Source organism: Rhodococcus sp. P1Y (assembly GCF_003641205.1).
Taxonomy (GTDB): domain Bacteria; phylum Actinomycetota; class Actinomycetes; order Mycobacteriales; family Mycobacteriaceae; genus Rhodococcoides.
Window position 1 is genome coordinate 5,214,193 of sequence record NZ_CP032762.1, and the last position, 12,449, is coordinate 5,226,641.

Here is a 12,449-nt window from a genome sequence, read left to right on the forward strand (position 1 = left end):
ACGTCTGTGTCTTTGTCTATGGCACTGCCAGTGCCGATTGTGGTGGTGGGTGTGGGGTTCGGGGTGGGCTGAGGGTGGAGCGGCGTCGGTCGTCTGTGCACTGTTCAGGGGTGGGGGTGCTCATGCGGTTCGGGAGTCCGCTGGCGTGGTGGTCGTGCTCGGTTGCGGCTCGGTTCAGCAGGTCGGTGAGGGTTTCTCGGGTTTCGGTGGGCGGGTTGTGAGACGTGGTCGGTTGTGGGCGTGGCGGTTCGCCGCATGCGCAGGTGCAGTGCGGTACATGCTCGACGGATGTGTCGGATGGGGGCGGGTCGTAGTCGGCGAAGTCAGTGAGGGTGTCGAGGTATTTTCGGCTGGCGGTGAAGATGATCTGCCAGGTGGCGTCGGTGGCGAGTTCCCGGATGTGGTCGGGGTCGAGGGGTCCATAGCCATGGAGGTAGGCAGATCGGTTGTGCAGTCCGAGGACTGTTTCGAGGTCGGCGGTGATGTGAATCAACGGTGTTGCCGGCTTGTTGGTGGCGCCGCGGGAACAGGGGATGGCATCGGGAACGATCGGCAGGGGCCGTCCGCATTCGCAGCGACCCGCGGGCGGCGGAACCGCCGAGACACCACCGGATCGACACCCACCAGGCCCGGAATCGTAGGGAGCTCGGGCGCCCGAGCCGTCGTCGTCGGGTTCTGCGACGTCGGGTTCGTCTTCGTCGCCGAACTTTACGGTTCCTGAACCACCACCACCGCTGTCACCGCCGTCACTGCTCGGGTCGGTGCCCGAGTCAGTGTTGGTGTCGGTGCCCGACTCGGTGTCGGTGTCGTCGTCGGGCTCGTCGAGGCAGCGGGGGTAGCCGCAGAGGCAACTGAGGTGTCCGCCGCGGGCGAGGGCGGTGAAGGCGTCGGACCTGCGGGTGTCGAGGGTTCGGGGGTCGAGGCCGCAGATGCGGTCGCATTCGGCGTCGACGAGGGCTGTGAGTTCGGCGGCGTCGATGGCGCAGAGGACGGCGGACATGCGGGCCATTCCGCGGGGCAGCTTGGTCAGTCGCACTTTTTTGGTGGTGGAGGCAGCGCGTTTGCGGGCGTGGGTGACCCAGGCGGGGTCGTGTTCGGTGATGAGGCGGTCGATTTCGCGTCCTAGGCGGATCAGGGTGAAGTGTGCGGTAGCGGCGATGATGTCCGGTTCGATGGCGGCGAGGACCTCTCGTGGTACGCCGTGGGTGTGGTCTCGGATGGTGCGTAGGACATCGAGGGTGACGGCGCCGTCGATGAACAGCTCTTTGTAGGCGGGATGCGATGCCCACCACACGTTGAGGGCGCTCTCCAGTGTGCCCGCGGTGGTGGTCGTCGCGGCCGCGAGCTGGTTGATCGCCGAGGTGTGGGCGACGCGGTCGGGATCGAGGGTGCGCGGAACAGAATCGTTGTCGAAGCCGCGGATGCGGGAGTCGTAGAACTGTTCGGCGGACGCAAGGAAGGCTGCGTGGGCTGCGTTGAGGACGCGGTAGGCGGACGTGGTGGCGTCGAGGAGCATGTCGTCGTCAGGGATGTCGCTAGGAAAGCCGCTCCTGGCCGGCGGTGGTGTGTCGGTGTCGATACTCAAGTCGCCTCCTCGAATCCGCCTCGGTGTCGAACGTATGTGGCGCTCCTGAGGTTTGTGTGGGCGTCATTTCTGCTGTTCAGGGTGGGTTGTGTTGTTGGACGCAGTGTTCGGCGAGTTGCCGGTGAGATGAGGGACGCGCACGTGTTGGGCCTCTAGATTTCGGGGTTCCTACACCGACCTCAATCCGGAGGACCGCTACACGTGCGCGTCAGTACTGCATTTAACCGTCTGCTTCAGATTCCCGGTGCATCGGTGTCGGATGTGTCGATCACAGACTCTTTGGTCGAGGTCACGCTCAGGCTTACCGCGCGCCGTGTGAAGTGCCCGTGTGGCTATTCGAGCACCGCGGCTTACGATCGCGAACCTCGTCGCTGGCGGCATCTCGATTTCGGCCGGCACAAGGTGTGGCTGGTCTACTCGATCCGACGGATCGAGTGCCCGACCTGCGGTGTTCGTACCGAGGACATCCCGTGGGCGCGGCCACGAGCGCGGCATTCACGAGACTTCGAAGACACCGTGTTGTGGCTGGTCACTCGCACCGACAGGACCTCGGTATCGACGTTGATGCGCTGCGCGTGGCGAACGGTGACCTCCATCGTCACACGCGCGGTCGATGCGTTGATCGACTCGCGTCGCCTCGATCGGCTCTATCGGATCGGTGTCGACGAAATCTGTTATCGGCATCCGCACAAGTACCTCACGATCGTGGGTGATCACGACACCGGCAAGGTCATCTATATCTCCGAGGGCCGCGGTCGGGACTCGTTTTCGGAGTTCTTCGAACAACAGTCCGCGCAGGAGCGAGGGAGGTGCAGGTGGTGTCGATGGACGGGTCGCCGGCGTTCCGTGCGGCCGCCGAACATCACGTCCCGCAGGCTCGTCAGTGCATGGATCCCTTTCATGTCATGCAATGGGTCAATCGAGCGTTGGACCGGGTGTTCTCCGATGCCGCGTCGATTCGTCGCACGCTGACCATGCAGGCACCGGAGTGGCGCAAGGCTCGAACAGCGTTGCGGCTCGGTAAGAATCGGCTCACCAAGACCCATAAGTCGCTATTGCGGACGGTGACTGCAGCTGACACCGAAGTCGGGACGGCGTGGCGTCTGAAGGAACAGTTCCGGGATCTCTACCGGAAAGTCGCGCCGTCGAACGCTGCACGGTATTTGAGGCGTTGGATCGAAGAAGCGAAGTCCTGCGGCATCAGTGCGTTCGTTCAACTCGCCCGGATGATCGACAAGAAGTCCGAGGCGATCTGCGCAGCAATCGAATTGGGTGTCTCCAACGCTCTCATCGAGGGAATCAACTCCAAGATCAGACTGATCAACGCCCGCGGCTACGGCCACCACTCTGCCGCATCGCTGAAAGCAATGATCTACCTCAACCTCGGCGGAATCGAGGTCAAACTACCCACACAAAGGTAAGGAGGGGCACGTATGTTCGACTTGCTCGAATGTATCGCATCCCACCGACATTGTCACCAAAACTGAACAGGGGCAAAGCAATTGGTCCACAGCCGAACCCCGTCCTGAGATCCGAACCCCCTCTGACACCGGTCGTGACAAGAGAACTGGTAAAGCAAGTGGTCACCACCCGGCGAGCACGTCCTCACTCGTCCTCACCATCTGCCGGTACATTCGGGTGATGACTGTCGACTCCCCCACCAAGCCGCGCCGACGTGTCGGCCGATGGATTGCGGGGATAACAGCGGTGGTTGTCGTGGTCGCCGGCGGCGTTCTGTGGTTGGCCCCGAGCCGGTACCTACCCTGGGATACGACGGCTTTTCCGGAAATCGATACGTCCAGCCTGACACCCGAGCAGGTCACCGTCGTCGGACTGCTCGAAAAGGAACACCAGCAGCAACGTCCGGGCACCTTCTACTCCGAAGGTGTCGACGAAGCGTGGTGCGCCAACTTCGTCAGCTGGATCATGAGGGAAGCCGGACAGCCTCTGAGTAATCCGAACTCGGGCAGTTGGCGGATCCCCGGCGTCTACACGCTCACCGAGTACTACCAAGAGCAGGGCCGATTCGAATCGACGGGCTACTCACCGGTGGTCGGGGACGTGGTTCTCTACGACAACAGCAGCTGGGTCGGCCAGCACACCAACATCGTGGTTGCCGTCGACGGTGACACAGCAACCACTGTGGGCGGCAACGAGCAGGGCAAGATTCGGGTCCACACCGTGGATGTGCAATCCGACTCTGCGATAGTCGGATTCGGAAAGTTCCTCTACACCCGCCCTTAGCCGAGAAGTTTCTTCTGCACCTTCCCCATGGCATTACGGGGAAGCGCGTCCACGACGCGAACTTCTCGCGGCCGCTTGTGAATCGACAGTTCGGACGCCACCAGATCGATCAATACCTGCGGTTCGATCTCGTGTCCGACGACGAAGGCAACGATCCGCTGACCGAGATCCCCATCGGGCAACCCGACGACGGCTACCTCGTCGACGCTCGAATGACCCAACATCACGGTTTCGATCTCGCCTGCGCCGACTCGATAACCACCGGTCTTGATCAGGTCGGTCGAGGCGCGCCCGACGATACGGTGGAACCCATCGGGCTCGATGACGGCAACGTCACCGGTGTCGAACCAGCCATCCTCGGTGTAGGACTTCGCCGTCGCCTCCGGGTTGTTCAGGTATCCGTCGAACAGCATCGGCCCGCGAACCTGCAACGCGCCGATGGCCTCTCCGTCGTGCGGCAGGATCTCTCCCGCCTCCCCCCTCAACCGGGTTTCGACGCCTGCCACGGGGACTCCCACCGACCCGGGCCGTCGCTCACCGTCGAACCTCGTCGAGAGCGTGATCAAGGTTTCGCTCATCCCGTAGCGTTCGACGGGAGCGTGACCGGTGAGGGCGTGCAACTTCTCGAACACCGGAACGGGTAACGGCGCACTTCCCGACACGAGCAGCCGTGCACCGGCCAGTGCCCTCGCCGAATCCTCGTCGGCGGCAATGCGCGACCATACCGTAGGAACGCCGAAGTACAGCGACCCACGAGCAGCGGCGTACAGCTCGGGCGTCGGCTTGCCCGTGTGGATCACCGGAGATCCCACACGCAGCGGACCGAGCAACCCGAGAATGAGTCCGTGCACGTGGAACAGCGGAAGACCGTGCACGAGTGTGTCTTTCCAGGTCCACTGCCACGCCTGGGCGAGAGCGTCGATACCTGCTGCGATCGCCTCACGCGAGAGCAGAACGCCCTTGGGTGGACCGGTGGTGCCCGAGGTGTACAGAACGAACGCGATCGACGACGGATGCGGGTCCGGATAGCTGTGCCACGACCGCGCGTGCTGCCGCACAGGAAGCACCTGCAATCCGGCCGTGTCGTCGGGAGCCTCGCCGAGCCACGCTTGCGCACCCGAGTCACGCAGGATGTGCTCACGCTCGGCGGAACCTGCGTCAGGGGGAACCGGAACCACTGTCACGCCGGCAATCAGACAACCGACGACGGCAAGCACCGTCTTGACCGACGGCGTTGCCAGAACGGCCAACCGCTCGGCCCGGGAAATACGCTCGGCGACCGAGGTCGCGGCACCGAGGATGTCCCCGCGCGACAGCGAAACGCCGTCGATGGTGACAGCGTCGGGGATATCGTCTCCGCGCGCGACGGCGAGTGGGTTCAATGAACGAAGCAGCACATGGCTACCGTACATACATGGATGCCGACGGAATCGACACCGGCGACTACGCCGAATACATGACGGTGCCCGCCGGAGACCTGCAACCTGGGGTCTACCTGATCGGGACCGACGCCGAGCAGGACGCCGACACCGAGGAAGAACTCGACGACGACCTGGAGAACGAGGACGACCTCGAGGTCGAACACGTCACGGACGGCGCGCCGAGGCTCGTCTATTCCGTTCAATCGGACGACTTCTGGACGCGCGTCGAGCTCGCCGACCTACGCGCGACGCAAATCTACGAGGAGGCACACGCCCGAAACCCGTCGACCAACGCCGAGCCGAAGAGGTTCACCACGGTCGAAGCCTTCGGCAGCAACGAGCTGGTCTACATCCTCCGTATCAGGCGGGGCGGCTGGGGTGACGACGAGTAGCGTCGAGCACCGTCGTCAGTTCCTCCGCGTACGCAAGCTTCTTCCGAAGGTTCTCGCACGCGGCCTGGGCTTTGGAGTGGCATGCATCGACGAACGCTGCCGCGTCGTCGACACCGTCACCGCCCGCCGCGATGGTGTCGAGCGAGGTCAACAACGTGCTCATCTCGTCGAGGGTGAATTCGAGCGGCTTCATTCGACGAATCACGATCAGCCGTTCGACGTCGGCTTCGGTATAGAGCCGAAAGCCTCCGGCGCTTCGCTCGGACGGCGGCACGAGACCGACCTCGTCGTAATGCCGCAGGGTGCGAATCGACAGTCCGGTGCGCTCGGCAACCTCGCCGATCTGCATGTGAGCAGCCATCTCTCAGCTCTCCCCACCCAGCCGTCCGGTCAACCGTGAATGCCGTTCCTTGCTCGCACCGGCCAATCCGACGATCGAGACGGTCTTGCCGTATTTGGCGTACTTCGTCGTCACGGCATCGAGGGTAGCAACGGTCGAGGCATCCCAGACGTGCGCATCGGACAAGTCGATCACGACGTTCAGCGGATCTGTCGCATAGTCGAATTGGTGGATCAGGTCGTTGCTCGACGCAAAGAACAACTCACCACGGACTCCGTAGACACGGGTGTGCTCATCGGGGTGCGCAATGTCCACGACCTCGGTGACGTGAGCGACTCGTCTGGCGAACAGGATCATCGCGATGACGACTCCGACGATGACACCGTAGGCAAGGTTGTCCGTCGCCACAGTCACCGCTACTGTCGCGACCATGACCGCGGTTTCACTGAGAGGCATGCGGCGCAACGTTTTCGGCGCGATGGAGTGCCAATCGAACGTCGCGAAACACACCATGATCATGACTGCACCGAGAACCGACATCGGGATCCGTGCGACGACATCCCCGAACACCACTACGAGCACGAGCAGGAAGACGCCGGCGAGAAACGTCGAAATCCTCGTGCGCGCACCGGATATCTTCACGTTGATCATCGTCTGTCCGATCAAGGCGCAGCCGCCCATCCCGCCGAACGCTCCAGTGACGATGTTCGCGATACCGAGTCCAGCGCCTTCTCGAGCCTTGTTCGACGGCGTATCGGTGACGTCGTCGACGAGCTTGGCCGTCAGCAGGGATTCGAGCAGTCCGACGAGCGCCATGGCAAAAGCGAAGGGCGCGATGATCTTCAGCGTCTCGAGGTTCAGCGGAAGATCGGGCATGAACAGTGAGGGCAACGACGACGGCAGATCTCCTTCGTCACCGACGTTGGGAACCTGGACACCGAACACGATGGTCAGAGACGTCAGGGCCGCAACCGCGACGAGCGGCGCGGGGATTGCCGTCGTCAGGCGCGGAAGAACCACCATGACCCCGATCGCCGCAGCTGCGATGGGAAAAACGAGCCACGACACGTCGACGAAGTACCTGATTTGCGCAATGAAAATGAGAATCGCAAGTGCGTTGACGAACCCGACCATGACGCTGCGCGGAATGAACCGCATCAACGCCGCGGCCCCGACTGCCGTCAACACGATCTGCATCAACCCGCCGAGAAGCACGGTGGCGACCAGGTAGTCGAGGCCGTATTGCGGCACGATCGGGGCAATGACGAGCGCAACGGACCCGGTAGCCGCAGAGATCATCGCGGTGCGGCCGCCGACAATCGCGATCGTCACGGCCATGGTGAACGCCGAGAACAGGCCGACGCTCGGATCGACCCCTGCGATGATCGAGAACGAAATCGCCTCGGGTATCAGCGCCAAGGCGACGACGAGACCGGCGAGTACCTCGGTCTTCAAGATTCTGGGTGATCGGAGAGCAGTCAGGACGTCGGACACGATCGACCACTCTACCCTTACGTGAGGGTAGAGTGCGACGCGCTACGCGGTCAGTCGCTCTGCGGCCGCGTGGATTCTCTCATCGGTTGCCGTCAATGCGATCCTGACGTGCTCGGACCCGCTCGGTCCGTAGAACTCCCCCGGCGCCACGAGGATGCCTCGCTCGGCGAACCAGTCGACGGTGTCACGGCACGGCTCGCCTCTGGTCGCCCAGAGGTACAGACCGGCCTGCGAGTGATCGACTGTGAAGCCCGCCTTCTCGACGGCAGCTTTGAGTTCGGTGCGCCGAGCCCGGTATCGCTCTCGTTGAAGGTTCTCGTGCTCGTCGTCGTTCAGCGCAACGGTCATCGCAGCTTGGACGGGCAGCGGCACGATCATTCCGGCGTGCTTGCGGACTTCGAGGAGATCCCGGACCAGCACCGGATCGCCGGTAACGAACCCCGCTCGGTAGCTCGCCAGGTTCGACGTCTTGGACAGTGAGTGCACCGCCAGCAAGTTCGTGTGATCACCGTCGGACACGCGAGGGTCGAGAATCGAGACGGACTCGTCCTCCCATGTCAGACCCAGGTAGCACTCGTCGGACACCACGACGGCATCGCGTTCGCGGGCCCAGGCGACCACCTTCCGCAGGTGATCGACGGGAAGGACCTTGCCGGTCGGGTTGGACGGGGAATTCACGAAGACCAGCGACGCGTTCTCAGGTCCGAGTCGGTTGAGCCCATCGGCCCTGATGACGCGCGCGCCCGCGAGCAGCGCGCCGACCTCGTACGTCGGGTATGCGAGCTCGGGGATGACGACGAGGTCGCCCTGCCCGAGTCCGAGGAGTGTCGGCAGCCACGCGATCATCTCTTTGGTGCCGATGGCAGGCAGAACATCACCCGCGTCGATGCCGGTGACCCCGTACCGACGAGCGAGCGCATTCACGGCCGCCGTTCGTAGATCTTGGGTCCCGATCGTCGTCGGGTAGCCCGGCTGATCCGAGACCGCGTTCAGCGCATCACGAATGATCTGATCGACGGGGTCCACCGGCGTTCCGACGGACAGGTTCACGATCCCGTCCGGGTGCGAGGACGCCTTCTCCTTGGGTGCGGTGAGCGAGTCCCACGGGAAGTCGGGCAGACCGGCTGCGACCGATATTCGAGCCAAGGTCAGTTCTCACCCATGGGAGGCAGCGCCTTGATGAACGGAGGGTCGTAGTCGGTCTTGCCGAGCTTGGCAGCACCGCCGGGCGACCCGAGGTCGTCGAAGAAGTCGACGTTGGCACTGACGTAACCGCTCCACTGCTCGGGAACGTCGTCTTCGTAGAAAATGGCTTCGACGGGGCATACCGGCTCGCACGCACCGCAATCGACGCACTCATCCGGGTGGATGTACAGCATTCGGTTACCCTCGTAGATGCAGTCCACCGGGCATTCTTCGATGCACGCCTTGTCGAGCACATCGACACACGGTTCCGCAATCGAGTAGGTCACTGCTGCTCTCCCTCCCTCTCCGATAGTGGACACCGAAAGCCTCCGGCCTCTGGTGCCCTGAGCATCCTAGTATTGCGTCGAAGAATTCCGACAATCAGCGCAGGGTGTCCTCACTTGCGCAGAGCGGCGGGTGAATCCGACTCCTCGAAGCCTACGTGGATCTGCGTGCTCTTGTGTTTCGCTACCCATTGGCGACCCTCTTTCGCCGCCCGCGACAGCGCTCCGCGCTCACCGATATAGCTCGCGACTCCGCCGACTACGGGAATGGCCGACAGCACTCTGAAAATGCCCCGGCTGTGCGGACGCTTGGCCAGCTCGCTCGACACGTCTCTGAGCACGGTCGCAACGTCCCACATCGCATGGAGAAGCGCGAACGGTCCACGATCGCGGCGCGTTTCGGGCTTCTCGACGGCTTTCGGCTCGGAGAGATCGATATCACGTTCACACAGCACAGACGCCAGCAGTCGAACGTGCGAGGCACGGTCGGTGACTCCACGCTCCCGCGCTACCGCGACCAGCACCATCGACTGATTCGCGAACCCGAGAAGATCCTGCAGCGGCAGCCTGTTGACCAACACTCCGAACACCCCGGGAAACGCGACGGCGACGGTGTTCAGCGCGCCGATCCGCGCAACCCACCATTCGGATCGCGCGTCGGCGTCGAGCTTCTGCCACGCTTCGGTCCCGGGGAAGTCGGTGGCGTTCAGTGCGGACGCCAGCGTGTCCAGGACCTTGTCCAAGACGGTGTCGTTCTCGGTGGGTCGGCGGAAGGTCCGGCCCTTCAAGCCCACCGGATCGCGCTTGGCGAGGATGTCGAGTACCGGGTCGATGATGGCGACTGCTCGTTCGAGGGCAGCCGCAACGGTGCGATCGTCCATGATCAGACAAGTCCTACCGACTGGAGCGGAGCCTGCGCAGCTGCCGAGGAGCCGTCCCGATCGATCAGACCGTAGGTCGTGGTCCGCTCGCGGGCAGGACGTCCGATGCCGTTCGCGATCTCGTGCAGTTCGGCGACGGTCTTCTCCGATCCGTTCTGACTACCTGCCATCCGTGAAATGGTCTCTTCCATCAATGTTCCCCCGAGGTCGTTGGCACCACCGTTGAGCATGACCTGAGTACCCGTGGTCCCCAACTTCACCCATGAGGTCTGAATCGAGTCGATGCGTCCGTGCAACATGATGCGCGCCAGAGCGTGCACCGCGCGGTTGTCGCGATTCGTCGGACCTGGTCGGGATGCGCCCGCCAAGTACAGCGGTGAGCTCTGATGGACGAACGGCAACGGGACGAACTCGGTGAATCCACCGGTCTTGTCCTGGATCTTCTTCAGCACGTTCATGTGCCCGACCCAATGCGACGGGTTGTCGACGTGCCCGTACATCATCGTCGAACTCGACCGCAGCCCCACTTCGTGTGCCGTGGTGACCACCTCGATCCATTCGGCGGCAGGCAACTTGCCCTTGGTCAGCACCCACCGGACCTCGTCGTCGAGGATCTCCGCCGCCGTGCCGGGAATGGTGTCCAACCCTGCTTCGCGGAGCTCGGTGAGCCAATCCCTGATCGACTGCCCTCCCCGCGATGCGCCGTTGACGATCTCCATCGGTGAGAACGCGTGCACGTGCATGGACGGGACCCGAGCCTTCACCGCGCGCACCAGATCCGCGTACCCGGTGACGGGCAGTTCGGGGTCGATCCCTCCCTGCATGCACACCTCGGACGCGCCCGCGACGTGTGCTTCCCACGCACGATCGGCAACCTCGGCCGTCGAGAGTGTGAACGCGTCGGCGTCGCCCTTGCGTTGAGCGAACGCACAGAATCGGCATCCGGTGTAGCAGATGTTGGTGAAGTTGATATTGCGGTTGACCACGTAGGTGACGGTGTCGCCGTTGACCTGCTTACGCAGATCGTCGGCCAACGCTGCCACAGCGTCCATTCCCGGGCCCTCGGCAGTGGCCAACGCAAGATACTGCTCGTCGGACAGACCAGCCGGGTCCTTCTCGGCAGCGTGCAGAGCGGAGACCAGGTCCCGGTCCACGCGCTCGAGCCCGGCGAGGTCACGAACCTGCTCACGAATCGATTCCCAGTCACCGAACGCATTCGCCAAGTCGCTGCGGGTCTCGGTGTTGCGGCCCTGGGTGTCGATCTCGGTGTTCAGATCGACACGTCCGGACGACTCCCACTCCTCGTCGGGTTCCTGCCACGGCAAGCCCGTCGGCTTCACGCCTGCGCGAGCCATTCCTGTCTCGGGGTCGGACAGCGCTCTGACGTGCGCCGAAATCCGCGGATCGATCCATGGCGCTCCCGCGAGAACGTACTGCGGTTGCGCCGCCGAACGCTCCACCAGCGTGTACCCCGCCGCCGCGCTGAGCTCGGCAAGACTGTCCAGGTTCGGCCACGGACGTTCGGGGTTGACGTGGTCCGGGGTCAGCGGCGACACGCCACCCCAATCGTCGACGCCCGCGCCGAGCAGCGCTGCAGTTTCCTCGGCTTCGACGAGATTCGGGGGGGCCTGAATTCGCATCGACGGGCCGAGCAGGATGCGCGTCACCGCGATCGTGGCGAGGAACTCTTCCATGCCCGCGTTCGGTGCCGACCGCATCGCTGTGTCGCTTTTCGCGAGGAAGTTCTGCACGATGATTTCCTGCACGTGACCGAAGGCCTTGTGCACCTTACGTATCGCCATGATCGACTCGGCGCGGTCGCGGATGGTCTCACCGATTCCGACGAGAATGCCCGTCGTGAACGGGATGTTGAGCCGGCCCGCGTCGGTCAGCGTTCGGAGGCGGACCTCGGGATCCTTGTCCGGGCTGCCGTAGTGCGCCTGACCTTTTTCTTCGAACAGTCGCCTCGACGTCGTCTCGAGCATCATGCCCATCGACGGTGCGACCGGCTTGAGTCGCGACAGTTCCTGCCAGGACATGACGCCGGGATTGAGGTGCGGCAGCAATCCGGTCTCTTCGAGAACCTTGATCGCCATCGCGCGCACGTAGTCGAGCGTCGAGTCGTAGCCGCGCGAGTCGAGCCACTCCTTCGCCTCCGGCCACCGGTCCTCGGGGCGGTCACCGAGAGTGAACAACGCTTCTTTGCAACCGAGTTCGGCGCCCTGACGCGCAACCTCGATGATCTCGTCCGGGTCCATGAACAAGCCATGGCCCCCAGAATCGCGACCAGCTTTCAACTTCCCCGGCACTGTGACGAACGTGCAGTAGTGGCACTTGTCGCGGCACAACCTCGTGATCGGGATGAACACTTTGCGCGAATAACTGACTGTCTTCGGCCGCCCCGCCTCGAGCAAACCGGCGTCGCGCACCCGGGACGCCGACGCCATCAGGTCCACCAGGTCTTCGCCTCTCGCATGAAGCAGCACGGTGGCTTCGTCGACGTTCAGACTGACACCGTCGCGGGCACGTCGCAGGACACGACGCATGGCAGACGGAGCCGGTGCTTTCTCTGGTGGAACAGAAGTAACGGATGCGGGATCAGGCAACAGAGTCACCAGTCGAT

The 12,449-nt window shown here is 63.4% G+C and carries 10 protein-coding genes and 1 pseudogene; 3 read left to right on the forward strand and 8 right to left on the reverse strand.

Features of this window, described 5'->3' with window-relative positions; all coding sequences use genetic code 11:
• Positions 1–16: 16 nt before the first annotated feature.
• Positions 17–1,585: a DUF222 domain-containing protein gene (locus tag D8W71_RS24015; RefSeq protein ID WP_153275428.1), complete on the reverse strand. Its 1,569-nt coding sequence runs from the start codon at positions 1,583–1,585 to the stop codon at positions 17–19.
• 201 nt (positions 1,586–1,786) lie between these two features.
• On the opposite strand from D8W71_RS24015, the pseudogene D8W71_RS24020 reads away from it, so the two are divergent.
• Positions 1,787–3,006, forward strand: a pseudogene (locus tag D8W71_RS24020) (ISL3 family transposase).
• 220 nt (positions 3,007–3,226) lie between these two features.
• Positions 3,227–3,829 (forward strand): CHAP domain-containing protein, encoded by a 603-nt coding sequence (locus D8W71_RS24025; protein WP_121117233.1) that lies wholly within the window; start codon positions 3,227–3,229, stop codon positions 3,827–3,829.
• Here the strand turns inward: D8W71_RS24025 and D8W71_RS24030 are convergent.
• On the reverse strand, positions 3,826–5,241 hold the full coding sequence (locus D8W71_RS24030) for an acyl-CoA synthetase (protein WP_121117235.1): 1,416 nt from the start codon (positions 5,239–5,241) through the stop codon (positions 3,826–3,828). The two genes, D8W71_RS24025 and D8W71_RS24030, sit on opposite strands and share 4 nt — an antisense overlap.
• 2 nt (positions 5,242–5,243) lie before the next feature.
• Between D8W71_RS24030 and D8W71_RS24035 the strand changes: the two genes are divergently transcribed.
• Positions 5,244–5,642: a hypothetical protein gene (locus D8W71_RS24035; RefSeq protein WP_121117237.1), complete on the forward strand. Its 399-nt coding sequence runs from the start codon at positions 5,244–5,246 to the stop codon at positions 5,640–5,642.
• On the opposite strand, the gene D8W71_RS24040 is transcribed toward D8W71_RS24035, so the two are convergent.
• The 6 genes from D8W71_RS24040 to D8W71_RS24065 form a co-directional block, all read right to left on the reverse strand.
• Positions 5,611–6,003: a MerR family transcriptional regulator gene (locus D8W71_RS24040; RefSeq protein WP_121117239.1), complete on the reverse strand. Its 393-nt coding sequence runs from the start codon at positions 6,001–6,003 to the stop codon at positions 5,611–5,613. The two genes, D8W71_RS24035 and D8W71_RS24040, sit on opposite strands and share 32 nt — an antisense overlap.
• Positions 6,004–6,006: 3 nt before the next feature.
• Positions 6,007–7,479, reverse strand: a complete 1,473-nt coding sequence (locus D8W71_RS24045; RefSeq protein ID WP_121117241.1) for a SulP family inorganic anion transporter — start codon at positions 7,477–7,479, stop codon at positions 6,007–6,009.
• Positions 7,480–7,518: 39 nt separating this feature from the next.
• Positions 7,519–8,622, reverse strand: a complete 1,104-nt coding sequence (dapC, locus tag D8W71_RS24050; protein ID WP_121117243.1) for a succinyldiaminopimelate transaminase — start codon at positions 8,620–8,622, stop codon at positions 7,519–7,521.
• Between the two features lie 2 nt (positions 8,623–8,624).
• The gene (gene fdxA, locus D8W71_RS24055) at positions 8,625–8,948 is read right to left on the reverse strand and encodes a ferredoxin (RefSeq protein ID WP_121117245.1); all 324 of its coding nucleotides are present in this window, start codon (positions 8,946–8,948) and stop codon (positions 8,625–8,627) included.
• A 110-nt stretch (positions 8,949–9,058) separates the two neighbouring features.
• Positions 9,059–9,826, reverse strand: a complete 768-nt coding sequence (locus D8W71_RS24060) for a hypothetical protein (protein WP_121117247.1) — start codon at positions 9,824–9,826, stop codon at positions 9,059–9,061.
• A 2-nt stretch (positions 9,827–9,828) separates the two neighbouring features.
• Positions 9,829–12,441 carry a bifunctional FO biosynthesis protein CofGH gene (locus tag D8W71_RS24065; protein ID WP_201265179.1) on the reverse strand — a complete coding sequence of 871 codons (2,613 nt, stop codon included), beginning with the start codon at positions 12,439–12,441 and terminating at the stop codon, positions 9,829–9,831.
• Between the last annotated feature and the right edge of the window lie 8 nt (positions 12,442–12,449).

Excerpts from the sequence above, each read along its gene's own strand:
- D8W71_RS24060 (WP_121117247.1), bottom strand. The coding sequence starts at position 9,826 with ATGGACGATCGCACCGTTGCGGCTGCCCTCGAACGAGCAGTCGCCATC.
- D8W71_RS24030 (WP_121117235.1), bottom strand. The coding sequence starts at position 5,241 with ATGTACGGTAGCCATGTGCTGCTTCGTTCATTGAACCCACTCGCCGTC.
- D8W71_RS24040 (WP_121117239.1), bottom strand. The coding sequence starts at position 6,003 with ATGGCTGCTCACATGCAGATCGGCGAGGTTGCCGAGCGCACCGGACTG.
- D8W71_RS24035 (WP_121117237.1), top strand. The coding sequence starts at position 5,244 with ATGGATGCCGACGGAATCGACACCGGCGACTACGCCGAATACATGACG.
- D8W71_RS24025 (WP_121117233.1), top strand. The coding sequence starts at position 3,227 with ATGACTGTCGACTCCCCCACCAAGCCGCGCCGACGTGTCGGCCGATGG.